The sequence below is a fragment of the Pseudomonas sp. 65/3-MNA-CIBAN-0223 genome, from assembly GCF_040310425.1.
Taxonomy (GTDB): domain Bacteria; phylum Pseudomonadota; class Gammaproteobacteria; order Pseudomonadales; family Pseudomonadaceae; genus Aquipseudomonas; species Aquipseudomonas gregormendelii.
This window is the reverse complement of record NZ_JBEOPV010000018.1, coordinates 1-23825: the sequence shown is the minus strand read 5'-3', so window position 1 is coordinate 23825 and position 23825 is coordinate 1. Positions and strand designations below refer to the sequence as shown.

Annotated in this window: 23 protein-coding genes; 10 read left to right on the top strand and 13 right to left on the bottom strand. The window is 54.7% G+C overall.

The features are described 5' to 3' along the window. Positions 1–7 precede the first annotated feature (7 nt). The 3 genes from AAEZ09_RS20665 to AAEZ09_RS20655 all read right to left on the bottom strand — a co-directional run bounded on the left by AAEZ09_RS20665 (position 8) and on the right by AAEZ09_RS20655 (position 2852). Entirely contained in the window at positions 8–1045 is a 1038-nt protein-coding gene (locus AAEZ09_RS20665) for an alpha/beta hydrolase family protein (RefSeq protein WP_350600615.1), read from the bottom strand. A gap of 166 nt (positions 1046–1211) precedes the next feature. Continuing rightward, on the bottom strand, positions 1212–1823 hold the full coding sequence (locus AAEZ09_RS20660) for an FMN-dependent NADH-azoreductase (protein WP_350600614.1): 612 nt from the start codon (positions 1821–1823) through the stop codon (positions 1212–1214). Between the two features lie 117 nt (positions 1824–1940). After that, positions 1941–2852, bottom strand: a complete 912-nt coding sequence (locus AAEZ09_RS20655; protein WP_350600613.1) for an SDR family NAD(P)-dependent oxidoreductase — start codon at positions 2850–2852, stop codon at positions 1941–1943. Between the two features lie 187 nt (positions 2853–3039). Here AAEZ09_RS20655 and AAEZ09_RS20650 point away from each other — a divergent pair, with 187 nt between their 5' ends. Next, positions 3040–3960, top strand: a complete 921-nt coding sequence (locus AAEZ09_RS20650) for a LysR family transcriptional regulator (RefSeq protein WP_350600612.1) — start codon at positions 3040–3042, stop codon at positions 3958–3960. Between the two features lie 242 nt (positions 3961–4202). Here the strand turns inward: AAEZ09_RS20650 and AAEZ09_RS20645 are convergent, their stop codons facing one another. Then, positions 4203–5072: an SDR family oxidoreductase gene (locus AAEZ09_RS20645; RefSeq protein WP_350600611.1), complete on the bottom strand. Its 870-nt coding sequence runs from the start codon at positions 5070–5072 to the stop codon at positions 4203–4205. A gap of 116 nt (positions 5073–5188) precedes the next feature. Here AAEZ09_RS20645 and AAEZ09_RS20640 point away from each other — a divergent pair, with 116 nt between their 5' ends. From AAEZ09_RS20640 to grxC, 7 genes are all read left to right on the top strand, one after another. Continuing rightward, on the top strand, positions 5189–6127 hold the full coding sequence (locus AAEZ09_RS20640) for a LysR family transcriptional regulator (RefSeq protein ID WP_350600610.1): 939 nt from the start codon (positions 5189–5191) through the stop codon (positions 6125–6127). A 221-nt stretch (positions 6128–6348) separates the two neighbouring features. Beyond that, the gene (locus AAEZ09_RS20635) at positions 6349–6978 is read left to right on the top strand and encodes a LysE family translocator (RefSeq protein WP_350600609.1); all 630 of its coding nucleotides are present in this window, start codon (positions 6349–6351) and stop codon (positions 6976–6978) included. 451 nt (positions 6979–7429) lie between these two features. Next, positions 7430–7906 (top strand): nuclear transport factor 2 family protein, encoded by a 477-nt coding sequence (locus tag AAEZ09_RS20630; RefSeq protein WP_045061153.1) that lies wholly within the window; start codon positions 7430–7432, stop codon positions 7904–7906. A gap of 366 nt (positions 7907–8272) precedes the next feature. Continuing rightward, complete coding sequence (cynS, locus tag AAEZ09_RS20625; RefSeq protein ID WP_045061152.1) at positions 8273–8740, top strand: cyanase; 468 nt, start codon at positions 8273–8275, stop codon at positions 8738–8740. 101 nt (positions 8741–8841) lie between these two features. Then, positions 8842–9090, top strand: a complete 249-nt coding sequence (locus AAEZ09_RS20620; RefSeq protein WP_350600607.1) for a DUF2790 domain-containing protein — start codon at positions 8842–8844, stop codon at positions 9088–9090. Positions 9091–9128: 38 nt separating this feature from the next. After that, positions 9129–9791, top strand: coding sequence for a carbonic anhydrase (locus tag AAEZ09_RS20615; RefSeq protein WP_350600606.1), 663 nt, complete (start codon positions 9129–9131; stop codon positions 9789–9791). Between the two features lie 26 nt (positions 9792–9817). Further along, a complete protein-coding gene (grxC, locus tag AAEZ09_RS20610; protein WP_350600605.1) occupies positions 9818–10081 on the top strand; it encodes a glutaredoxin 3 in 264 nt (87 codons plus the stop codon). Between the two features lie 21 nt (positions 10082–10102). Here grxC and AAEZ09_RS20605 read toward each other — a convergent pair whose 3' ends face one another. From AAEZ09_RS20605 to cynR, 6 genes are all read right to left on the bottom strand, one after another. Further along, a complete protein-coding gene (locus tag AAEZ09_RS20605) occupies positions 10103–12175 on the bottom strand; it encodes a 2Fe-2S iron-sulfur cluster-binding protein (RefSeq protein WP_350600603.1) in 2073 nt (690 codons plus the stop codon). A gap of 319 nt (positions 12176–12494) precedes the next feature. Further along, on the bottom strand, positions 12495–13118 hold the full coding sequence (locus AAEZ09_RS20600; protein WP_350600602.1) for a DJ-1/PfpI family protein: 624 nt from the start codon (positions 13116–13118) through the stop codon (positions 12495–12497). Between the two features lie 370 nt (positions 13119–13488). Continuing rightward, positions 13489–14400 (bottom strand): LysR family transcriptional regulator, encoded by a 912-nt coding sequence (locus AAEZ09_RS20595; protein ID WP_350600600.1) that lies wholly within the window; start codon positions 14398–14400, stop codon positions 13489–13491. Beyond that, complete coding sequence (locus AAEZ09_RS20590; RefSeq protein WP_350600599.1) at positions 14400–15320, bottom strand: LysR family transcriptional regulator; 921 nt, start codon at positions 15318–15320, stop codon at positions 14400–14402. Before AAEZ09_RS20590 ends, AAEZ09_RS20595 begins: the two co-directional genes overlap by 1 nt. Before the next feature lie 199 nt (positions 15321–15519). After that, positions 15520–16149, bottom strand: coding sequence for a glutathione S-transferase family protein (locus tag AAEZ09_RS20585; protein ID WP_045061144.1), 630 nt, complete (start codon positions 16147–16149; stop codon positions 15520–15522). Positions 16150–16279: 130 nt separating this feature from the next. Then, a complete protein-coding gene (gene cynR, locus AAEZ09_RS20580) occupies positions 16280–17170 on the bottom strand; it encodes a transcriptional regulator CynR (protein WP_350600597.1) in 891 nt (296 codons plus the stop codon). A gap of 327 nt (positions 17171–17497) precedes the next feature. Between cynR and AAEZ09_RS20575 the strand changes: the two genes are divergently transcribed. After that, on the top strand, positions 17498–18430 hold the full coding sequence (locus tag AAEZ09_RS20575) for an alpha/beta fold hydrolase (protein WP_350600596.1): 933 nt from the start codon (positions 17498–17500) through the stop codon (positions 18428–18430). A gap of 155 nt (positions 18431–18585) precedes the next feature. Here the strand turns inward: AAEZ09_RS20575 and gorA are convergent, their stop codons facing one another. Continuing rightward, entirely contained in the window at positions 18586–19947 is a 1362-nt protein-coding gene (gene gorA, locus AAEZ09_RS20570) for a glutathione-disulfide reductase (protein WP_350600594.1), read from the bottom strand. Between the two features lie 779 nt (positions 19948–20726). Between gorA and AAEZ09_RS20565 the strand changes: the two genes are divergently transcribed. Continuing rightward, a complete protein-coding gene (locus AAEZ09_RS20565; RefSeq protein ID WP_350600593.1) occupies positions 20727–21503 on the top strand; it encodes an alpha/beta fold hydrolase in 777 nt (258 codons plus the stop codon). A gap of 213 nt (positions 21504–21716) precedes the next feature. On the opposite strand, the gene rclC is transcribed toward AAEZ09_RS20565, so the two are convergent. Continuing rightward, positions 21717–22322, bottom strand: coding sequence for a reactive chlorine resistance membrane protein RclC (rclC, locus tag AAEZ09_RS20560; protein ID WP_350600592.1), 606 nt, complete (start codon positions 22320–22322; stop codon positions 21717–21719). Positions 22323–22511: 189 nt separating this feature from the next. Continuing rightward, positions 22512–23825, bottom strand: a 1314-nt coding sequence (ltrA, locus tag AAEZ09_RS20555; RefSeq protein ID WP_350600590.1) for a group II intron reverse transcriptase/maturase, incomplete at its 5' end; no start/stop codon positions are given.

Below are 23825 nucleotides of genomic sequence, written 5' to 3'. Positions count from 1 at the left end.
GCAGGTATCATTGATCAGCGGTTTGCATACCCGCCCGATTGGGCTTGGACAACGTGCGAGAAAAGAACCGGCCAGCCTCGCCAATCAGGTTGCGATGAATGTCCTCGCGGTTAACGCCATCGGCATCAGTGCACAGTGCTGGCATGGCGGCAATCTGCTCCTCGGTGCACGGGGCCATGAATACGAAATGCCCGGCGCCAGCCAGCAACTTGAAATCCGGTGCGATTGGCAGTTTGCGTGCCAGGGCGGCGGCATTTTTGTCAAAGGCCACCAGCTTGTCTCCGTCACCGCTGTAGAGCAGCACTGGCACATGCACGTCAGCCAGGGTGTGCCGGCCGAACTTGAGGCTCAACGGCGCCATCAGGAGCAAGGCATGTACTCTTGGGTCGGCCACCGGTTGCAAGTCATCGCGATCGACGATCAGCTCGCCCTGGGTATTGCAGGCGTCACGATCATCCGGGCGCTCCTGGCAATAACGGCGCAGGCGATCCAGATCAGGGGTTGCACCGGAGAGTATCAAGGCCGTTTCACCGCCCGCCGAATAGCCAATCACCCCGACCTGCCCGGCATTCACGAAAGGCGCCAGCATCGGATCGCCCAAGGTTGCGGTAATGGCTTCGGAAATCTGCAGCGGCCGGCCGTACAGGTTGCTCAGGGTACCCAGGCGACTGTGGTCGGTTGAGTTGTCACCCGGATGGATAACCGCCACCACCACAAAGCCCTTGCGCGCCAGCGAAGTCATCAGGTCGTGCAAGGCCATCGGCGTGCCAGTGTTGCCATGGGACAGCATCAGCATCGGGTAACGCCCGATGGCCACCCGGGTATCCTCACCCGCTTCGACCGTATAACCCTCCAGCCGGCTGGAATGCTCCTTGTCGCTTGAGGGGTAGAACGCGATGGCACGCATCGGCTGCAAGTCCAGAGGGTCGAGAAAACTCATCTCGTGGTAGCCGACGCTCCAGCGCGGATGCATCGCAGGTGCTGCCTGCACCCAATTAAGGCTGCCGAGCAGGCCCAGCAGTAATGCTGCACAAAGACGTACCATGGAACGCCCTACCTGTTTACTTGCGGTGACGATGCCCCTTGACTGCACGACTTGGGCCAACTTGCGACACAGCCAGAAACAGAAAACTCCGTACCTGGCGCTTGCGCTTCCAGAATACAGAGTTTTTTAACGATTGCCTGAGCTGTTTGAGCTCTTTACGCAAGCCTTACGCAGCGGCGAACAACTGCTCACTGATGCGCACGTGCGCGTCATTCATGGCTTTGGTACGCACTTCGTCACCGTAGGCCAGGCCTTCGGCACGCACGAACTCAATGTCGGTGATACCGAGGAAACCCAGCAGCAGCTTCAAGTACTCTTCATGGGCTACGCCGCTGGCCTGGCCGGCATGCAGGCCGCCGGAGGTCGACACGATCACCACTTTCTTGCCCCCGCACAGGCCTTCAGGGCCGGCTTCGGTATAGCGGAAGGTCTGGCCAGCTACCGCGATGCGGTCGATCCAGGCCTTGAGCTGGGTTGGAATCGTGAAGTTGTACATCGGCGCGGCAATCACCACGGCATCGGCCGCGAGGAATTCAGCCAGGGCAGTGGCGCTCAGCTCGGCCTCGTGTTGTTGCGCGGCATTGCGCAACTCGGCGGTGGTGCCGGCCGCAACGAGGGTGGTGGCGGAAAAATGGCTGATGGCATCGGCGGCCAGGTCACGGTAGGTCACCACCGTGCCTGCTTCAGCGCCCTGCCAGGCCTTGACCACTTCGCTGCTCAGCTGACGGGAGGCCGAGTTGTCACCCAGAATGCTCGAATCGATATGCAACAGTTTCATAAGGGATCTCCAAGGTGAGGATCGCCAGCCGGCGATCTGATGGAGTGAATCCTACAGGTGAAACCAATAGCCGATTAGTCAGCAACAATGCGATTAATCGTCTCACCTATAGAACAATCAGACGGTCATCCGCGTGGCAACTTCCCACAACCGCTGCGCGTTATCAGGGTCAACGGCATAAGCTGCAACGCCCCTGTAATCGGCAGGCCGTTTGGTGACTACCAGCGCCTCATTACAGTCCTCGAAATAACGACCACCAATGCCTTCCAACAACGGAGACGCCGCAAGCAGTACCGATGTCGCAGCACCTTGTTGCACGTTCTTCTGACGTTCAATTGGGGTCTTAAGCCCACCGGTATGTTTCTGAAGGTTGGTCGCGATTGCCCCAGGGTTCAAAGCGTTAGCGAAAATGCCTAGCTTCGCCCAGCGACGGGTGATCTCTACGGCGATGAGCGCGCATGCTGACTTTGCCTGGGCATATGATGCGAACGCATCGTATGTGCGGAAGTCAAAATTGATGTCGTCGAAAACTACTGGCCCTAGAAGATTAGCGTTTGAGCTCAACGAAACAATTCGGGCGCCTTCGGCTTTGATCAGGGCGTCCTGCAACCCAAGCACGAGCGCAAAATGGCCGAGAAAGTTGGTTGCAAACTGCATCTCCCAACCCTGCGATGTAAGCTCCCGCTGAGGAACGGCCATGATCCCTGCGTTATTGACCAGGATATCAAGTGGCTCTGACCACGACTCAGCAAACGATTTCACAGAGGACAGATCCGCCAGATTGATTGAGCGGATATCAACGGTACCCCTGCCCCCAGAGCGCAGTTCGGCGGCTATCGATTCCGCCGCCTCCGGACGCCGTACTGCAAGCGTCACGTTTGCGCCGGCATTGACCAATGCGCGCGCTGTCTCAATACCGATACCGGAGGCCCCGCCCGTTACGATTGCACGTTTACCAGTGAGGTCGACCCCTTCAATGACCTCTTGTGCGGTTGAATGAAACCCGAAAGGTGTAGTGATACGCGTCATGAATTATTCCTCGCATGTTTAATAACCGCTGAGTCGAACTGACTTGCGGGATCACCGGATGACCGGGATGCCACAGGCCACGCTATGAAGCCCGACCCGCGTAAAGTTGCTGTGGACCAAGATAAGCCTCAGCACTGTCGCAAACAATCAGGCTAATATCGGATGAACTGATGCAGGAATTAGCACAATGCAGAAATCCGGGCTACTCGAGCTGAACGCCGTAGTCGCCGTTTCTACTCATCGCAGTTTTCGTCGTGCGGCCGTGGAATTGGGAATGTCGCCATCAGCACTCAGTCATGCGATCGCTGCACTGGAGAAACGCCTTGGCGTGAGGTTGTTCCACAGAACCACGCGAAGCGTTTCTCTGTCTGAAGCCGGGGAGCAATTTCTGGTTCGTGTGCAGCCCGCTCTGCGTGATATATCCGCGGCCATGGAGGCGGTAAGCGAATTCCGCGATACGCCGGCGGGAACCCTACGCCTGAACACCTCCGAAGGTGCTGCGCAAATGGTGCTGACGCCAGTGGTACTGGAGTACCTAAGGCGTTATCCCGACATGCGGGTAGACATCGTTACCGATAGAAGTCTGGTTGACATCGTTGCTGGTGGATTCGACGCCGGCATACGGTTGGCGGAAAGCGTTCCGCAGGACATGATCGCCATTGCGATCACTCCCCCGCTCCGTTTTGCGGTGGTCGCTTCCCCCCAGTATTTCGCGAAATGCAAAAAACCAAAGGTTCCGATAGACCTGCTCGCACACAACTGCATACGCGTGCGCTTCCCCAGTGGTTCGATCTACAGATGGGAATTCGAGAAGCGCGGTGAAGAGCAATCAATAGATGTCAGCGGGTCGTTGACGCTCGACAGCCACCACTTGATGTTAGAGGCTGCTTTGCAAGGCGCCGGCATAGCCTGGACTAATGATTTCGCTGCTTCTGCTCATATTGCGTCCGGAAAGCTCATGCGAGTGCTGGAGGACTGGACACCTTCGTACCCGGGGCTGCGCCTTTACTATCCTGCGAATCGCCATATGCCAGCGGGACTTCGGGCTTTCGTCAACGTCGTACGTGAGATTGTGTCGGAGAATTCGATCACTAAAAAGAAAGTCTGAGCTTATAGGCTCACGCCGGGAGAGCGTCGGCATCTGCCTGTCTTCGCATGACAGTGCCAGGAGTTTTTTAGCGAAGGTCATTGGGCCTATGCTTTTTATCCAGCAAAACCCGGTTCACCGTCAAAAAAGGCCCCGCAAGGCCCTTCTCTTCGATGCTCACTCATTGGCTCAGCCAAGACGCTACGGTCGCCGATAAGCGCAGCGCTCGACTTAATGGGGATGTAGGGCAGCCCACTGAACCGTCAGAGCTTGAAGGCATCTCTAACGATGTCCTCAAGATCTTTGGGCTTTCGACCTAGCAGTTCTTCAAGGGTACGACTGGTTTGATCAAATGCGCCTTTCTCGATAGCGCGATACCAATCGCCAATGAAGGTCGCGACATGAGGTGGCCAACCTTCGGCTTCGCGGGCGGCGATGAAGGTTGCGGTCGCGATCGGCTGATAATGAACGGCTTTACCGGTTATGCGCGAAAGCGCGGCGGCGATGTCTGCGAACGACCAGGTTTGTCCGCTATTGAGCAGATAAGCTCGATGCTCGTGACCCGGCTGACTGAGCAGGGTTGCCCCGCCTTCAGCTAGCTCATCAATGTTCGTCAGGGCCACCCGCCCCTGACCGGCGGGTGCGCTGAAGCCCTTCTGCGGAGCATCTTTGCCGATGTACATCGCAAGCACGTCGGCATACAGCGGATGCCGGACGATGGTGTAATCCAGCCCGGATGATTTAAGCATCGCCTCTGTTTCGAGGTCGCTTGCAGTGACACCTTCAATAGGACAATAGTCATCGCTAACGCGCTGAATGCTGGTGTAAAACACATGTCGAACACCCGCCATACGTGCCGCATGAATAACGTTCCTGTGTTGCCCCACCCGATCGCTGAAAGCAACGGCTGAAACCAGGTAGATTTTTTCCACCCCGGCGAAGGCATTGACCAGGGATTCGACATCAGTGTAATCGCCCAGCCGCATTTCGACGCCCAGGTCCGACAACCACTGCGTTTTGCTCCCCTCTCGAACCAAGGCGACGACATCTGTCGCAGGCACCTTCCGGATCAGTGAGCGCACTACTGCGCTACCCAGTTTACCGGTCGCGCCGGTGATTAATATTTTCCCCATTACGCTCCACCTGTTTTGAGTGTGAAATTCAGTCGGCCACCACTATGGGCTCAAATTCACCACCCAATTAGTCATCAATCAGTAGAATCAGCTTCAACCAAAAGTTGGAGATGAGCGTGGACAGTTTGGGCAATCTGGAATCATTTGTCAGAGCCGCCGAAGCTCGCAGTTTTTCCGAAGCGGCTCGGCGGATGGGCATTTCCGCCGCGGCAGTGAGCAAAAACATTGCCCGCCTCGAAACAAACTTAGGCACCCGACTGTTTCAACGCAGTACGCGAAGTCTGTCCCTTACCGAAGCCGGTGAGGCGCTATATGCACAGGTGGCGGGTAGTGTCGAAACGATTCAAGGCGCAATGGCTCAACTCGGCGACTCACGCGATGTGCCCGCCGGTCGGCTGCGGGTCAACATGTCTCCGTCCTTTGCCTATGACTACGTGCTGCCTCTGCTGAAAACGTTCAAGCAACGGTATCCTTCCGTCGTGCCCGATTGGCACCTCGAAATCCGACGCGTTGATTTGATAGGTGAAGGTTTTGACGTTGCGATTGGCGGCGGCCTGGAATTAAGCCCGGGCGTGGTGGCGCGTGAACTGGCCAAGCTACACCTCGTTGCTGTAGCGGCTCCGGAGTGGCTCCAAGGCAAGCCATTGCCCATTGTGCCGGCGGACTTGCAGGGCCAGGATGGCATTGTCGTGCGATCGACCGACACCAACCGATTACGCACCTGGACGTTGCGCAGTTCGGCTGGCGAAACCTTTGATCTGAGCCTGAAACCAACAGCCATCATGAATGATCCGCAAGCCCTGTGCATGTGCGCCCTGATGGGGCTGGGCGTGGCATTGGTGCCTCTGGAGCGAGCATGGCCCTGGTTACAACGGGGTGAGCTGATACGGCTATTACCAGAATGGTATGTCGATCTGGGCTCAATCTCCGTCTACTACTCGGCCAGGAAAGAACTGCCAGCTAAAACACGCGTCTTCGTAAACTTCCTGATTGAACATTTCCAAGGCACGCTGAGTGATCACTTCAGCGCCATAGAAACTGATAAAGGGAAGTAGCGGCACGCCCTGGCGGTCCCTTCCTGGCATTAGCCAGGCAAAAGCGCAGCCGCCCAAGCCTGATTTGCGTAAAATGATCAGTTGGCATACAGGCTCCTGTTCTAATTATCAAAGCGCAGATTCTGCCAAAAAACGTAGATTTGGGAGTTCAATACGCAACCACCTGCCCTACCCCTTCCCTCTAAAATTGTCTCCCTCATCTCCTACCGAGCCACACGAATATGGAAGACAAAGCGCTGTACCTCCTCGCTCTCTCGATGATTTTTCTAATGCCCGGTCCGGACATGATCCTGCTACTTCAAACGGGTGCGAAACAAGGTAGAACCGCAGCGCTGGCGACTGCGCTCGGGCTCGCGTTGGCGCGTGCCTGCCATGTGGCTCTGACCGCTATGGGATTGGCAACAATGTTTAAGGTGCTGCCTTGGACTTTTGATATCGTCAAATATGCAGGAGCAGCCTATCTACTTTGGATAGGGATTCAGATGTTCAAAACCAGTGGCAAGAGTTCACCTGCCACTACAGAGACTGGAAATGTAACACCGAGCTTGAGCGCGGCTATCCGGCGGGGGCTTTTCACCAATTTACTCAATCCGAAAGCGCTACTTTTTTGCTCAGTGCTACTGCCGCAATTCATCGATCCGAATCGATCGTCGGTATGGGAGCAATTTGCAATACTGGGTGGTGTACTTGTAATCACTGGTCTAATTTTCGACAGCATCTATGCCACTGCCAGCGCTTGGGCAGGGGGGTGGTTAGAGCGTAGCGTAACCGCGCAACGAGTTCAGCAATGGCTCTTCGGCACCCTCCTGATCGGATTTGCAGTGCGGCTAGCGTTCGTACAGCAAGCCTGACGTCCTTCCTTCTTGACGCCAAGTCGTTTGGGCGGTGCCGCAATACTTTCAGCCAGGGAAGCAGCATGATATTTTTCTCATCAATTGGATCATAAACACCCTAACTGTTGCACTAAGTGAAAGATGAAACGGGTAGCACAGCCATCCAGCTGTATGTTTTGCACGAAGCCTAACTCACGTTAGTCCTATCTTATATAACCAAATCAGCATTAGTTCGTTAGATTCTTGGACTGCTCTAAACCGCTACTCTAACATCGCCGCCAACCCACTTTACACAGGGCGCTAGCGAATCAAGCATCATCTGAAGGTTTATCAATTCCCGAAGGTCACCTCTCACACCGGCTGATCTATTTGCTCTAGAAGAGCTCTGCAGGCGCCCTAGTCGTTCGTTACTTAACTAAGCTTCTAGCGAACCTAAATTTACGATGTACCTCAATGTGGAGTAGTGATCATGGCTGAATCTGAGACCCGTCCCCCGCTACCACCGTTTGACCGCGAGTCTGCAACCCTCAAAGTTCGTCTGGCTGAAGATGGATGGAACAGCCGAGATGCTGAAAAAGTCGCATTGGCCTATACCACCGATACCCAGTGGCGCAATCGCGTCGATTTTGCAGTCAACCGGGCTGAGGCTCAGGCGTTCCTTACGCGAAAATGGAATAAGGAGTTGGAGTATCGACTTATCAAGGAGTTATGGGCGTTCACCGACAATCGTATTGCTGTCCGGTATGCCTATGAGTGGCGCGACGATTCCGGGAATTGGTACCGCTCGTACGGAAACGAAAACTGGGAATTCGCAGAGAACGGTTTAATGGCAAACCGTTTTGCGTGCATCAACGACATGCCCATCAAAGAGTCAGAACGAAAGTTTCGGTGGCCGCTAGGCCGTCGTCCGGACGATTATCCAAGCCTTTCCGACCTGGGTCTTTGAGGAGGGCGGAATACTCGCGCTAACTGACGAACACGCATAGAAAAGCAGCGCTATACGACCAGCTGCCTCTCCCCAATAAATGCAGATGCCCGCTGAGCCCGCCTTACGCGGGCTCTTTTGTCTCGCCATCCCGCTCGTGCAGCAATGCGATTATTTTTTTTCGACCAATGTGAATACCCGGAATCAGCAGTATTGCTTCCGAGTTCCCAACGTTCATGAGCACTCCGTTTTAAACCTATAGGCAGGGCTTATGCGACGCATTGTTTATCGGTCTTGGACGCTATCGAGCAAACGGCAGAGCATGGCTTCACACCAAGCAACACTCATCCAGCAACTCTTACCCAAGCATCCGATAGGAGCAACACCATGCAACAGTCCCACGCTTACAACGACACCAGTCTTGAACTGACCGCTAAAATTCTAGACGCCAAAGCCCGCAAAAACCTGTCGTTCGAAGACATGGCAGAAGGCACCGGCCTCGGTCTGGCCTACGTGACCGCAGCCCTTCTCGGCCAGCACCCTCTTCCAGAAACTGCCGCGAAAGTGATCGGTAAAAAGCTGGACCTGGACGCCGATTCGGTAGCGCGCCTGCAAATCATCCCACTGCGTGGCAGCCTTTCGGGCGTCCCTACGGACCCTACCATCTACCGGTTCTACGAGATGATCCAAATCTACGGCACGACTTTGAAGGCCTTGGTCCACGAACAATTCGGCGACGGCATCATCAGCGCGATTAACTTCAAGCTCGATATGAAAAAAGTTGAAGATCCTGAAGGCGGCCACCGCGCAGTGATCACCCTCGACGGCAAGTTCCTGCCACTGCGTCCTTTCTAAGCAAGCGATTGGAACTGTAATTCGGCCCGCACTCCTAGCGGGCCTGCCTCTAAACATTGACCCACTTCACCGACTCACCAAATTCAAATGGAGGATTCGTCATGAAAAAAATTCTGTTTCTCGCCCTGTCCCTGACAGCTTCGTTGTCGGCCTATGCACAGGAAGCTTCGGTTGCGCCAGAAGCCACTCCGTATGTCTATGGCGTGTACTTGGATATTGCCAAGGTCATCAACATCACTGAAGCAGCAGACGTCTGCGGTCCAGTGCCAGTGCAAATGACTTACAAGGATTCGCACGGTGACACTCGAGTCCTTGAATACAGCGTGATAGGTCGCGGCTGCACTAATTGAATGTTACCCAACTTAACTACTTGCAAAAGGCTAATCCCATGAAAGCGCTCATTGAAGGTTTTTTAAAGTTTCAGAAAGAAGCATTTCCGCAACGGACGGACCTGTTCAAACACCTGGCCACCACGCAGCATCCAGGCACGTTGTTCATCACGTGTTCCGATAGCCGCGTAGTACCAGAACTGTTGACGCAACAAGAACCTGGCGAACTGTTCGTGATCCGAAACGCGGGCAATATCGTGCCGTCGTACAGCCCCCATCCAGGCGGTGTGTCCGCGACGGTCGAATATGCCGTGGCGGTGCTCGGAGTGACCGATATCGTGATCTGCGGCCATTCGGATTGCGGTGCAATGACGGCTGTTGCCAAGTGCAAATGCATGGACCATCTCCCTGCTGTCGCCGGGTGGTTGCAACATGCTGAATCTGCAAAGGTCATCAACGAGTCTCGCCATCACATCAATGACGCGGCAAAAGTAAGCTCGATGGTTCGAGAAAACGTGATTGCCCAACTGGCTAATATCCAGACTCACCCAAGCGTGCGCATTGCTCAGGAAAAAGGCTCGTTAAATTTGCATGGATGGGTCTACGACATCGAAACCGGATCGGTTGACGCTCTTGATTCTGATAATCGCAGCTTCAAATCGTTGGCACAGCACCCGGATACCTGCGCTGTACACGCTCGGGTAGAAAAAGCCGCAGCCTAAAGTTGTCTAAACGAGGAGCACTCTTCATGCCTGAAGTCATTATGTACACAACCAGCACCTGCCCTTACTGCCGTGGTGCCAAGCAGCTGCTCAACTCTAAAGGTGTTTCTTATACCGAAATCGACGTGCAGTCATTTGATCAAAAGGTGGAAATGATAAATCGCAGCGGCCGTCGCACGGTTCCGCAAATTTTCATCGGCGACTGGCATGTAGGTGGATTTGATGACCTCGCTCAACTCGACCGTGAAGGCGGTTTGGCTCAAGCGCTCAACCCGCGTCTCGCGGGATGAGCGATAGAGAAGGCATTCATGCTACAGATCCAAAACCAGGGGGGCGTCGCCCTCCTTGCTTTGCGCTGGCACTGCGCAGCAAATCAAGACCTCTCCCTGAGCCGGCATTTCAGCGGGCAAGTTCAAATAGTGCACCTCCCCACTGATCAGCTTTGTACGACAAGTCCCACACGACCCGCCGCGGCAACTGAAGTCCGGATTCAGACCACGACTTTCAGCCAACTCCAGCAAGCTGCCGTTGCCTGGCTCCCAACGCGCCTCTTTAGCAGAAGTCGCGAACAGTACTTTTACCGGGGTACTGGCTGCCGGAACTTGTTCGACCGCCGGGGTCAACTGATCGCGTAGCCGAACCAAGGTCGAAGGCCCGAAAGTTTCAGCGTGAATGCGATCATCGCCAATGCGGAGTTCACGTAGCCCATCGTATAACGCCTGGGTAAACGCGCCTGGGCCGCACAAGTAAAAGTCGTAATCATCCAGGGGTAAAAGCGCCTTGAGTAGCGCGACGTCCACACGTCCAGCCAATTCGAAGTCCTCGCCCTCGCGAGCGTGCTGCTCAGGCTGACTCAGAAGTCGCAATGCACGAATTTTATCCTTCGCACGGGTTGCTAGTTCAAACAGCTCATCCCGAAATGCCAGCTCCGCCAGACTGCGGGCACTCTGAATAAACCAGGTCGGCCGAGTGCGACGAATTCGCTCTCCTTCGTAGATCACTTCGCGCAGCATCGACAGCAGCGGCGTGACCCCGACCCCAGCGGCCAATAGAACCAATGGCCGATGCTCATCCGCCTTCACTGTAAATCGTCCCTGAGGGGCACGGGCTTCGATCAGATCCCCCACCCGAATCTGGTCGTGCAAATGCGACGAAATCAACCCCTCACGCTTGACGCTGATCCGGAAGAAGTTGTCAGACGGTGCACTCGACACACTGTAAGTCCTGACAACCGGCGGCTGCCCATCAACCAGGCTAAACCGTACCGGTAAATGCTGGCCCGCCTCGAATCGCGGCAATCCCGCGCCATCGTTGGGTTCCAGATAAAAAGAGCTGATGGTGCTGCTCTCTTCAACGATTCGGGTGACGCGCAGATGCCGCCATTGGTCGCGCAGGGCATCGGCCTGTAAACGACCTTCAGCTTTTTCCCAGCTGCCGGTCATCATACTGTTCGGCGAAAAACTCTCGAATACCCAGCGCAGCGCCAACACGGCGCGCCTTAGGACGACATGCTCCACCGTCAAGGTCCAGAGTCTTTCTGCCCCTTGGAATGCAGCGATCTGCGGCCCCTCAAGAATAAGCTCCGTGCGCCCGGCCACTTGGAGCACATCACCTGACGAGAAGTCGACAAAAACCAAACCGGCTTTAGGGTTGAGCAACAGGTTGCCCAATGTATTGAAATGCAGATTGCCGGCGAAATCGGGAATCGTCAGCACGTTGCCTTCGACCCTGACAAAACCTGGATTACCTCCGCGGTGCGAAACGTCAACCGAGCGTCTGGATGAGTCTCCTTCGAGGTCGACGTAGCTGGCGAGGAAGAACGTGTCTGCCTTGCGAATAATCTCTCTGGCCGCCTCGTCCAGTTCGTGTAGACGTTGCGCTAAAACATTGGATGAGGAACGCCCAACGCTGACCGGCTCGACACTTCGCAATTGGATGTATTGAGGACAGTTGCCAAAAGCGTGCACGACAGAAACGGCAACACCGTCAGAGGAGACGGTGTTGATATTGCCGTTCATACGATTGCGCCTTCGGGTCTTCAGATCGATGCCCAGTAGCCCGACTGCGGCGCCCATTCCCAAGGCAGGTTTGACTGGGTCGCCGTCTGCGGGGAGGCGGTCGAGCTGCAAGCTGCGTGGGTCGGGTGAGTGAACAAACCCTGGAGGGCCTTCTATCAACGTCGCCCAAGGGATGCCTTGTTCATCGACCGCACCTACCACTAGATAAGGTAGCTGGCTGTAGAACGAGCGATGCTGATCCGGCATGTAGTCGCGAACAACCTTTCGCCCAAAGTGCTCCATCTGCTGCGCCACGCCGACACTTTCTTGCAACCGCCGCTCACCAGCATGCCAGGGTGAAGCCCCTTGCTCATCAGTATTATTCATGATCACCTCTACGTATTCGTAAACAGGTGCAATTCACTCACTTCCCCGGCGTCTATCGATGGCTTCACCGGCGAGGTGTTCACCTGCACCCACCGATATCATCAATTCAACACCTTGCAGGCCGGAGCGCTACACGTATCTGCGAGGCACAACGGCGTACCGCACGCCCTTACGTCATTTACTTCAGTGCCAACGACGGTCCTTACGACAACTTGTAGAGCTTTTTCCCGGAAATAGTCGTTCTGAAGATCAACGACGATGAGAGCCGTATCAGTCATACAAATACCTTGAGAAGTTGATATAGAGTATTGAGCGGGAGCTAGGCCACTTGCGGCGTGTCATACCAGTCACGATCAGGTGTAGCGAAGCGCATTTTTTGGCGGATGTAAGTCGCGTTTTCAGAACTGGTCAGTTTTTCCAACAGCAAAAAGGCGACTTCTGTGGCCGTGCCTGGACCGCTGGAAGTGATAATGTTGTCGTGGACAACGACTGGTCGGTCTACGAATAAAGCACCGGTTTCCACTAACTGGTTTTTGCGCTTTCCGCCTTCCTGGTGATAGGTCGTCGCGTTCTTGCCACGCAACACGCCCGCAACACCCAAGCACACCGACGACACACAAACGCTGGCGACGGGTTTGCCGGCATCAACAAAGTGGCGAATGGTTTCAAGAAAAGGCTCACTCAGAGCTTCTTCATAGAATCCTGCCGGTTCGAAACCACCCGGTAAAGCCAGCGCATCAAAGCTACTCACGTCCAAATCACGAAGCAGAAAACCTGGATTAAGCGTGAGACTAAATGTGGTGATGATTTTTCTGCGAAGGCCTGCATTGACTAACTCAATAGGACAATCACCGAGCAAATCGGCCCAGCCGAGCACGTCGGTGAAAGCCGCCATTTCCATGGGTTCGACACCATTGGCTAACAGCATGAGTACTCGTTTCATAGGTGTCTCCGCAGTCAGGTGTTTTATAAAGTGCCTGAACGCATGGTCCGCCTTAATCGCTTTGGTGAGAACAAACACAAAACACAATCCAATGTTTCGCCTGCTGAAATGCTGGGGGAGCTTTGTGTCGGTTTGTAGCAAAGGCGGCGCTAGATACATTTCCATGCGTAGCACTGGATACGGGGACACATAGGGGATACAGCTAGCGGTTTAACTATTCCTGTCGCTCCACAATCCATCTCCCGTCATGCACAGGAACACAGATGAAAAAGATATTTGCAGGTCTGGCCTTAGCGGCCCAGCCTGATCGAAAAGGCAGCGAACGCCAAATGAAACTAGTCAGCGACGTCAGTCCGGGATCGCCGAACGCTCAATGAGCGTCGGGCGACATTGCCGGATGTTCGCGCAGGCCTTCGACAATGTGGTCGACAAAACTACGCACTCTCATTGAAGCTCTACGCCCTTCCCGGTAAACGACATGAACTGGAAGCGCTGGCAGTTCGAAAGATTGCAACACCCTGCGTAGCCGACCGCCATTTAAATAATCGTAGGCAGGATAACTGAGGCAGCGCGTAAGCCCGGCGCCATAAGCCGCTGCATCGATGGCAGCTTGAACGGTGGTGCAGCTGACGCGTGATCGGGCCTTGATGGTGGATGGAACACCATGTCTGGAAAAATCCCAGTTGATCTTCTCCCGATAAGCTTGAATGCCAATCAGCCGGTGACTTTTGAGATCCTCCGGCTCGGCGGGCACACCATGGGCTTCGAGATAGGTGGGGCTGGCGCATACGATCGTACGAACGTAGCCAACCGGCCTTGCTATCAACGAGGAACTGGGCAAATTTCCGACCAGCACGGCAACGTCAAGCCCCTCCTCGTTCATGTTCGGAAAACGATCATGATAATGGGCGAATATTGTGACTTCGGGATAAAACCCCATGTAATTCGCAAGCAAAGGCGTCATTACATAGCGGCTGAAAAGGAGTGGAAGCAATACAGTCAGATTACCCTGAGCCTGAACATGAAGGCCTTTAGCTGATGCTTCTGCGTCTTCGATTTCTTTGAGGATGCGGGAGCAGTCAGCCATAAATACAACACCCGACTCAGTCAACGACACTCCACGAGTGCTGCGTTGCAATAACGGCACCCCGAGACGCATCTCCAACCGAGCAATCGCGCGAACGACTGTCGGGCCAGAAACGTTCAGACGGCGCGCAGCTGCCGCCAGGCTTGGCCGCTCTGAGAGCGCTACAAACATGAGCATTTCATGAAAACGGTCCATCAGAGCGTACTTTTCCTGGGAGGTCGAAGCGCCGCATCACATCCCAGGCGTTCCGTGAGGAAATCCACGAACGTACGTATCTTCGCTGGTACGCGGTTACTCTTGAGGTAAACGACCTGGATGGGCAAAGCGGGCGGTTCAAAATCCTGGAGTACCACTTCCAGTTCACCGGCGGCTACCTGACTAGCCACCTGGTAGGACAACACGCGTGTCACACCCCAGCCCAGACAAGCAATATTGATGGCAGCTTGATTTGCGGTAACGACTAGCTGCGGATCGAAACGAAAGCTCAGTGCATTTCCTGCATTCTCAAATTGCCAATCGCTCAACAAATGGCTCGCGGAAGACATAACGATTTTGGCGGAACCTAATTCTCCAGGATGGCGGGGCCTGCCGAATTCCTCAAAATACTTGGGGGCGCCACAAATTACCTGGCGCACCTCGCCAACTTTGATAGCGTGCTGATTATTCTCGTGCAAATGGCCAATACGGATCGCCACATCGATACCTTCATCGACCATGCTTGTCACGCGGTCGACCAGTAACGCGTGTAGATGTACAGAAGGAAATTGATCCAGGTACTCAGCCAGCAAAGGCGCAATGTACAACTCTCCGAAAAGCACGGGAGCTGTCACCGTCAGGTGCCCACATGGAATCGAGTAGCTGCCAGCAGCAGCTTCCTCGGCTTCATTGACCTCACCGAGTATTCGCCGGCAATCATCCAGGTACCGTTGCCCTGCCTCAGTCAAGTGCAAGCTTCGAGTTGTGCGTGAGAGCAACTGAGTGCCGATGCGTTCCTCCATAGCGGCAATGGCACGGGTAACGCTGGGAGGGGAAATATTCAAACGACGGGCGGCGGCCGCAAAACCTTCTTCTTCGGCCACCGTCATGAATATCTGCATTTCCTGAAAGCGATCCATAGGCGACTCTGCCGTGATGTAGGGACAGCAAGATCTGATCGCGAGAGCGAGCAGACATAAATGCAAAAAAGTGTCGCCTGGAGCGACTGGTGCAAACCCTATCCAGATGACGGGTGCAACAGGCAAAAATTCGAAGAGATCGTAGTTGAGTTAGCGAAGCCTACCCGGAATTTTTCCCCGGGTAGCTCCGACAGTAGGATCAAGCTTGCTGCAAGCCCTTGGCAGTACGCTGCATACCTACGAAATTTGGCAATGCCTCAATACTGCTCAACCAGGCACGAACGTTAGGATAGTCAGTCAGTGCAACATTTCCTTCTGGGGCGTGGGAGACGTAGGTGTAGGCTGCTACATCTGCAACGGTCGGTTTGTCGCCAGCCAGGAATTTACTTTTACCCAGCTCTTGCTCCATCACCGTCAGCAGGGTGTGAGACTTGCTGATCGCATCCTGCGCATTGTAGCCGGCACCGAACACAGTGATCAGTCGGGCGGTAGCGGGGCCTGAGTTGATCTGCCCGGCGGCAACTGACAACCAGCGTTGTACTTTTGCTTGCGCTACGGGATCACTGGGCAGCCACTCACCGTTGCCGTATTTAGTTGCGAGATAGACCAGAATGGCGTTCGAGTCAGCTAGAACGGTGCCGTTATCATCGATCACCGGTACTTGGCCAAAGCTGTTGAGCGCCAGGAATTCCGGCAGTTTGTGCGCGCCCTTCATCAGATCCACAAATATCAACTCTGTTGGCTGGCCGAGCAGTGAGAGCATCAATTCGACACGATGCGCGTGACCAGACAGTGGGTGACGATAAAGTTTGATGGGTTGTTGGGACATGACGTACTCCGGTTGTTTTTGGGTTCGACCCGGTGATCGTGTCGATGGAGTCATCTTGCTCTTCGCTACCAAACGGAGGAATTACCATTATTTACAATCCAGCATTTCACTGTGCGTAATGGTCAGCACTCTATTCTCGGTCCACTGCCGCGGATCCAAGCATCAAATTCATGAACGCGACCGATGCTGCACTGTGGTAGTTATTTTTTCTCCTCAGAACCGACACGCCACGTTGAGGCGCCTTGTCCAGCAAGGCCAGCTTGTGCAAAGCACGATCCTGCGTGGCAATGGGTTCAGGAAGAATGGTGGCAACCGCGGTGTTTCGGATGACTTCAAGCAACGTGTTCACGGAGTTGACCTGAATCGTCACCTTGGGCGTGATTTTCGTCTTGGCGAAGTACTCATCGATACAAATGCGCGTAGCGAAGTCAGGGGTCAGCAAAGCAAAATCCAGTTGAGCTAACTGGTCCGTCGTGAGTGCATCCTGGCAGTCATAGAGTGGGTGAGCGCGCCCAACCATCAGACCAAGTGTCTCGACAAAGGCCGGGATTGATTCGATATCGGCGTTTCTCACTTGGTCAAATGCCACAGCTATATCCAGCGAATCATCGACCAACCCCGTTTCGATATCGCCCATCGACAGCTCGAAGATCTCTAAGCGAATGTTCGGGAATTGGGAGATGTAATCACGCACTAAAGGACCCAAAACGTAAGCCATGAACGTTGGGGCCATGGCGAGCCTTAACGTGCCACGGGACAGGTCTTTCACATCGTGCAACGCCCGTTTACCCGCCGCCAGCTCCACCAGTACGCGCCGGGCGCATTCGATGTAGGCTAGTCCAGCATCTGTGGGTTTGACAGTCCGGGATGTTCGGTCAAAAAGGCTGACGCCAAGCGTTTCTTCCAGCTGCCGGATCTGCTGCGACAGTGTCGGCTGAGACACATGAAGGACTTCTGCGGCCCGGGTAAAGCCACCGTGGTCAGCTACTGCCAACAGATACCGCAAATGTCTTAGAAGCATTGGATCACCGAAAGATTGGGTTCGTAAGGCAGTGTATATCTGACCGTTGCGCAGCAATTGGCCGAGCAGGTATCAGCCTATTATTCTCAACCGAGCCTCCCAAAATGCAATGGGACTTTCGTGATCACCGCCACCGCGAAGATGGCCAGCCCTGTGTCGGCAACATCCGCCCTCATGATTCTTTCATCAGGTGAAATACCGCATTGTCTCGTTTAGTCATTCCTCAGACTCAGCGGTTTATCGAGTATTGGATACAGCGCAAAACAACATCAGCGCGCTGACCAGATTTCTCCGCAGATTAGCGCTGCACCCACTGGAGTACCGGTGATGCCCTTACTTAAATACCTCTGCTTTCCAGTTCTGACTTTGCTTTTGGGCTTCGGACACGCCCAAGGGGAAACGCCAAAAATGCAGTATCGCCAAGTGACAGTCGATGGCGTAAATATTGCCTATCGAGAAATTGGCGACCCCAGCGCCCCCTCCGTGTTACTCCTTCATGGAGTGCCCAGCTCGTCTCGTATGTACGACGACCTCATGAAGCAATTGGGCAACCGTTTCCACCTCATTGCTCCGGACTACCCAGGCTTCGGTAACAGCGATGCGCCCCCACCAGACAAGTTCGTCTACACATTTGATCACCTCGCGAAGGTGATGGAGCACTTTACAGATGCAGTCGGGCTCAAACGATACAGCCTGTTTATGCAAGACTACGGCGCTCCCGTCGGTATGCGATTAGCGATGGCGAGACCGGAAGCCATAACCTCGATGGTGTTCCAAAATGGCAATGTCTATGCAGAAGGTTTGGGCAAGATGTGGGACAGCCGCAAAGCCTACTGGGCTGATCGCAATGCCTATGAGGCCAAGTTTCAGGCTGCTCATCTATCCCTGGACGTAACACGACAGCGGCATGTCGGCAGCGATCCAGACGTCACAGCGTACAACCCCGATTTATGGCAAGACGAAGTGGCATTCCTCAACCGCCCCGGTGAAGGTGCGATTCAAATGGAGCTGATTTACGACTATCGCACTAACCTGGATGCATACCCGGCGTGGCAGAAATGGCTGCGTGAACATCAGCTGCCTACATTGGTTGTCTGGGGCAAGCATGATTTGGCCTTTACCGTTGCAGGAGCTGAAGCTTTTCACCGGGATTTGCCCAATGCTGAGATTGCGATCCTCGACGGCGGACATTTTGTTATGGACACCCGGCTGGAAGATGTCGCGAATCTCACTCGAAAATTCCTGATCAAGCAAAAATGAAATAGGCGCATCCTGATCAGATCAGGGTGCGCTTTATGTTCCTGCTCACTCCTATCGCTTAACCTTTAAATCGATCAGTGTCATACGACGGCAGACGGCAAATACGCCATCTCCTGAGAGGATGGCGCTAAGGGCAAAAAGGGAATCGCCACCCGTCACCTGCTGCTCACCGCCGTACGGAGGGTAACGAACTCTTCTGCGGAGGTCGGATGAACGCCAATCGTGTCATCAAAAAGTCGTTTGGTGGCACCCGCCTTAAGAGCAATCGCCAAGCCTTGAATGATATCCCCCGCGTCCGGACCGACCATGTGGCACCCCAATACTCGATCAGATTCTGCGTCCACTACCAGCTTCATCAGCGTCTGTTCTGGCGACTCGGTGAGCGTCAATTTCATGGGTCGGAACCGGCTCTCGAACACCACCACTTTGTGGCCTTGCTCAATCGCTTGCTCCTCGGTGAGGCCTACCGTACCAATATTTGGCTGGCTGAACACCGCAGTTGGAATATGGCGATAGTCGACCGGGCGATACTGCTCAGGTTTGAACAATCGACGGGCAACCGCCATGCCCTCTGCTGTCGCAACGGGTGTCAATTGGACACCGCCAATAACGTCACCCAGAGCCAAAATGGACGGCTCGCGAGTTTCGAAGTGCTCATTCACGTCAATGTAGCCAGCCTCGTTAAATTCCACGCGGGTATTTTCCAGCCCCAGGTTATCGAGCATTGGCCTGCGACCAGTGGCGTAGAAGATGCTGTCAGTTTCCAGTTGCGTTCCATCCTTTAGCGTCGCGAGCAAGCTTCCATTGGCCTGCTTATCAATTTGGACAATGTCAGTGTTGAAATCTAACCGCAGACCGCGCTTGGTCAGTTCCTCTGCCAAATGAATACGCACTGATTGATCGAATCCTCGCAAAAACAGATCGCCTCGATATAGCAGCCGGGTATCGGCTCCCAGCCCGTTGAAAATGCCAGCGAATTCCACGGCAATGTAACCTCCTCCGACCCCCAGGATTCGCTTGGGCAGCTCTTTCAGGAAGAACGCTTCATTCGAAGTGATCGCATATTCATGTCCCGGAATCTCCGGAATCTGCGGCCACCCGCCAGTCGCAATCAAAATCCGCTCAGCGCTGAAACGCTGGCCGTTTATATCGACGTGGTTCGCATCGGCTAATCGCGCGTGGCCTTCGAGCAACGTGACGCCGCTGTTAATCAAAAGCTCACGGTAGATGCCATTGAGACGATCGATCTCACGGTTCTTGTTCGCAATAAGCAATGGCCAGTCGAAATTCGCCTTGCCCGCTGTCCAGCCGAACCTTTCGGCCTGTTTGAAGTCATCAGCAAAATGGGCACCGTAAACCAACAACTTTTTTGGAACGCAGCCGACATTCACACACGTGCCGCCTAAGTATCGACTTTCGGCAACCGCTACTTTTGCACCAAATCCTGCTGCAAACCGTGCAGCACGCACTCCACCCGAGCCGGCACCAATGACAAATAGATCGAAGTCGTAGCTCATTTCAGTTCTCTGTAGGGAATGCACAGCACCTGGCTGTCCAGTTTCATTTGAGGAATAAGGACCGGAGCGAATGCATCAGTGAGGCGCAAAGCCTCGGAAACAAACCTTGGCCTGATTGCGATTGGCACATATCAGCCATGCCTAATCCGCTGGTCTCACTTGCCAAGGCTCCCATGAATTGGGGAAGCAAAAAGCCCGCTTCGTGCTCACGATGAAGCACGATTGAAGTATCCGGACAGGAGCCACCAGGGCAGGATTGAGTAGTGCCAAACATTGGAATCTCCCAGTTATGGAGAACGCTGCGACAACTCCAGCGGTTGATCGCTTATGGGATCAGTTTCACCAACAAAGGCGCCTTAGAGAATGGGCAGAGATGTCATGGCTTAATTGTGCAGGATGAAACAATGTTGATAGAGCCTTGTGAACACGCATCCAATTTCCGCCCAAAAGACCCAGGGCGATACGCAGCATGAGATCGCTTACGCATGAGTGTCGACGTGGGTACGGTCGCGGCCATTTCAGAAAACGGAACAGAAGATTGTCTTTTTTGGTCGTTCTCCCGGTGTTGTTCAGGGCAGACCATGGGCCACGCAGTGCATTGATTTGCAACCGGCCACAGAGGCATCAACCTGATGACGATTGTTTGTCTTCATGATGCAAAGAAGATTCTGAATCGTTGCACAGACTGACTACGTGCTCACCCAAGAGGGAGGGCTAGTTCTGTACCCGGCACAAATTGGTGGAACTGCGTCAACCTTCTTCACACACAGGAACACTAGATGAACAAGTTATTCTCAGGTCTGGCCCTCGCAGCTGCGATGATGACAGCCACCGCAGCAATGGCTGCGCCGGTCAAACCGACTGTCGTGTTGGTTCACGGGGCTTTCGCTGATTCCAGCAGTTGGAATGGCGTCGTCAAAATTCTGGAAAAAGATGGCTATCCCGTGATCGCAGCCTCGAACCCGCTGCGCTCCCTCAAAGGAGACGCCCAAGCAGTGGCCGACGTGCTCGCTAGCGTCAAAACGCCCATTGTGCTGGTAGGTCATTCGTATGGTGGTCCGGTCATCTCCGAAGCCGCTTACGGCAACACCAATGTCAAAGCGCTGGTGTTCGTCGCAGCCATTGCACCTGAAGCGGGTGAATCCACCGCAGAGTTATCCGGACGTTTCCCGGGTGGCACGCTGGGCCCTACTCTCGCTCCTCCAGTAGCCTTGGCTGACGGCGGCAAGGATCTGTATATCCAGCAAGACAAATTCCACGACCAGTTCGCTGCTGACGTTTCCAATGCGGACGCCAAATTGATGGCTGCGACTCAACGTCCCGTAACAGTGGCGGCGCTGAATGAAGCATCGACCGAACCGGCCTGGAAAACCATTCCTTCCTGGTTTGTCTACGGCGACGCTGATAAGAACATCCCGGCACAAGCACAGGCCTTTATGGCTGAGCGGGCACACTCCAAACAGACCGTCGCGGTCAAAGGCGCGTCGCACGTTGTGATGGTGTCCAACCCGAAAGTCGTTGCCAACCTGATTGAAAAAGCAGCCAACGCCAAATGACAACAAGTCGCGGCTTTATGATAAGCCGCTTCATCGTTGAACGAGCATCCGGTCGTGTAACGGATGCTCACTTACCGCAAGCGAAGGAGGTGTCAGTGATGCTGAGAGTTCTAGCAACGTCCAGTGGAACGCCTGTACGTGCAGTCTCGGAGCCCTCGGTAGCGAACGCGGAGCCGGCAACGACAGTCAGGAGTAAAGCAATCAGGATTCTCATCACGGTTTTCCAAGTGTCGGTTGAAGTGATAACGCGCAGCGTTCGCGGAGCAATTGACGTGCGGATTCAGCCATCACGGGTAGGGAGCCGGCTAGCATCAGTAAATCTTTAAGCACCAGGCGCCCGGCGCCCGACAGATAAGGGAAGCCGTGTTGCGCATCACCGAGAGCACCCACCCAGGCTTCGGGTGTGGTAATCAAAAAGCTAAGCGTCACCAGCGGTGTACCGAAGGCCAGGGCCCCGCCCAACAGGCCGGTACGTCTCGAGACTGAATTTGACAGCACGAGCAGGCCAATCAGGATTTCGACGATCCCGAGTCCGGTCGAAAAACCGTAGGTGTTGTTTTCGGTTTGCCAGGCGCGCTTGTCCGCGTTCAACTCACCTTCGTGAGTGAGGTGCGCTTTGTATCCTTCGGGGTGTTCATAGAAGAAAGACATGACAGGGCTATTGGCAACAAAAGGTGTGATGCTGTCGGCTTCATATGGAACGAATTTCAGCGCTCCGATCCATAGAAAAACGATGGCGATAGCCAATCGCATGAGAGACGTTGCGAAGGTGTCGACTTTGCTGATAAATCGGAGCCAGGCAGTAAAAGATGTGAACATGAGACTTCTCCAAATGTTTGAATGTGGAGATAGTCTGAGGTGAATCCGAACGCCGATTTTGTGCGCCTTGCTCAATTTATTGATTGATCGTCTCAAGATGCTGATGAGGATCTTGCAGATCGAGTAGGAGGCGGATTTACATCCGCCGTCCTCTCACACCACCGTACGTACGGATCCGTATACGGCGGTTCAAGCTATGCGGTTAAGCCGGTTTATCGTATCCAGTACCGAGACTAGTCCAAGTTGATCCCATAGTTTCTTCGGCAATGCCTGATTCATATGAGATGCCCCTGAGCTCCACCATGGGCCACGACCATTGAACGCTGATATGCAGGCGCGCGCTTCGCTAAGCCCCAGGCGCATCAAGTTACGCGCCCTCGTTGAGGGCTGCTTCCATTGACGCCAGACGACGCAGCGAAGCTTGCGACGCACCCAGCCGTCAATTTCCTCAAGTGGCCGTTTGCTTTGACTTAGCTTGAAGTAGCCTGCCCAGCCACGCAGCACTGGGTTTATCCGCTCGATGACACTCGCCATCTTGTGGCCCCGCGCTCCGCGCAGCAGCTCTCTGAGCCGGTCGCGCAAGCGACGCAAGCTCATCGTTGCCACTCGTAAGCGTGGCTGTCGATGCCAGCTCATCCCATAGCCCAAGTAATCACACATCCACGACCCGGCTACTCGGCTCTTTTCCCGGTTCAGCGTCAGTTTCAGGCGCTGCCTCAGGAATCGCTCAACGCTGGCCATCACCCGCTCACCTGCGCGACGACTGCGCACATAAATGTTCGCATCGTCGGCATAGCGTACGAAACGATGGCCCCGTCGTTCTAGCTCGTGGTCGAGTTCGTTGAGCAGAATGTTCGACAGCAACGGCGAGAGCGGGCCGCCTTGCGGCGTCCCTTCCTGCCGTCGGCTGACGAGTCCACCTGACATCGTTCCCGCTTCGAGATAGCGACGGATCAGCGTGAGCACACGTTTATCTTCGATTTGACGCTCGATGTAGGCCATCAGCACGTCGTGGTTGACCCGATCAAAGAACTTCTCAAGATCGAGTTCCACGCAGCAGCGATGACCCGCCGCCACGTGGGCACGGGCAGTTTCGATGGCTTGGTGAGCACTTCTACCCGGACGGAAGCCGTAGCTGTAATCCGAGAACAGAGGGTCGAAGATCGGCGTGAGCTGTTGCAGCAGAGCCTGTTGGATCAGGCGATCCACGACGCTGGGGATACCCAGCTGCCTTGTCCCGCCTTTGGGCTTGGGGATTTCGACGGCACGTACACCTTGCGGGTGGTACTCGCCTGCCAACAACCGAGCCTTGAGGGTCGGCCAATACTGTTTCACGTAGCCTGACAAATGCTCGACCGTCATGCCATCGGCACCCGGCGCGCCTTTGTTGCTGACTACGCGTTGGTACGCACGTCTGAGGTTGGCGGGTGCAAGCACCCGCTCCATCAGCGTGTCCGGCTCCGCGTTCGTCCACGTCACAGACGCCGCCGATACCTGTGCGCT

Bases quoted from the DNA above. Each gene is read 5' to 3' on its own strand.
- AAEZ09_RS20665 (WP_350600615.1), bottom strand. From the start codon at position 1,045: ATGGTACGTCTTTGTGCAGCATTACTGCTGGGCCTGCTCGGCAGCCTT.
- AAEZ09_RS20660 (WP_350600614.1), bottom strand. From the start codon at position 1,823: ATGAAACTGTTGCATATCGATTCGAGCATTCTGGGTGACAACTCGGCC.
- AAEZ09_RS20655 (WP_350600613.1), bottom strand. From the start codon at position 2,852: ATGACGCGTATCACTACACCTTTCGGGTTTCATTCAACCGCACAAGAG.
- AAEZ09_RS20650 (WP_350600612.1), top strand. From the start codon at position 3,040: ATGCAGAAATCCGGGCTACTCGAGCTGAACGCCGTAGTCGCCGTTTCT.
- AAEZ09_RS20645 (WP_350600611.1), bottom strand. From the start codon at position 5,072: ATGGGGAAAATATTAATCACCGGCGCGACCGGTAAACTGGGTAGCGCA.
- AAEZ09_RS20635 (WP_350600609.1), top strand. From the start codon at position 6,349: ATGGAAGACAAAGCGCTGTACCTCCTCGCTCTCTCGATGATTTTTCTA.
- AAEZ09_RS20630 (WP_045061153.1), top strand. From the start codon at position 7,430: ATGGCTGAATCTGAGACCCGTCCCCCGCTACCACCGTTTGACCGCGAG.
- cynS (WP_045061152.1), top strand. From the start codon at position 8,273: ATGCAACAGTCCCACGCTTACAACGACACCAGTCTTGAACTGACCGCT.
- AAEZ09_RS20620 (WP_350600607.1), top strand. From the start codon at position 8,842: ATGAAAAAAATTCTGTTTCTCGCCCTGTCCCTGACAGCTTCGTTGTCG.
- AAEZ09_RS20615 (WP_350600606.1), top strand. From the start codon at position 9,129: ATGAAAGCGCTCATTGAAGGTTTTTTAAAGTTTCAGAAAGAAGCATTT.
- grxC (WP_350600605.1), top strand. From the start codon at position 9,818: ATGCCTGAAGTCATTATGTACACAACCAGCACCTGCCCTTACTGCCGT.
- AAEZ09_RS20605 (WP_350600603.1), bottom strand. From the start codon at position 12,175: ATGAATAATACTGATGAGCAAGGGGCTTCACCCTGGCATGCTGGTGAG.
- AAEZ09_RS20600 (WP_350600602.1), bottom strand. From the start codon at position 13,118: ATGAAACGAGTACTCATGCTGTTAGCCAATGGTGTCGAACCCATGGAA.
- AAEZ09_RS20595 (WP_350600600.1), bottom strand. From the start codon at position 14,400: ATGGACCGTTTTCATGAAATGCTCATGTTTGTAGCGCTCTCAGAGCGG.
- AAEZ09_RS20590 (WP_350600599.1), bottom strand. From the start codon at position 15,320: ATGGATCGCTTTCAGGAAATGCAGATATTCATGACGGTGGCCGAAGAA.
- AAEZ09_RS20585 (WP_045061144.1), bottom strand. From the start codon at position 16,149: ATGTCCCAACAACCCATCAAACTTTATCGTCACCCACTGTCTGGTCAC.
- cynR (WP_350600597.1), bottom strand. From the start codon at position 17,170: ATGCTTCTAAGACATTTGCGGTATCTGTTGGCAGTAGCTGACCACGGT.
- AAEZ09_RS20575 (WP_350600596.1), top strand. From the start codon at position 17,498: ATGCCCTTACTTAAATACCTCTGCTTTCCAGTTCTGACTTTGCTTTTG.
- gorA (WP_350600594.1), bottom strand. From the start codon at position 19,947: ATGAGCTACGACTTCGATCTATTTGTCATTGGTGCCGGCTCGGGTGGA.
- AAEZ09_RS20565 (WP_350600593.1), top strand. From the start codon at position 20,727: ATGAACAAGTTATTCTCAGGTCTGGCCCTCGCAGCTGCGATGATGACA.
- rclC (WP_350600592.1), bottom strand. From the start codon at position 22,322: ATGTTCACATCTTTTACTGCCTGGCTCCGATTTATCAGCAAAGTCGAC.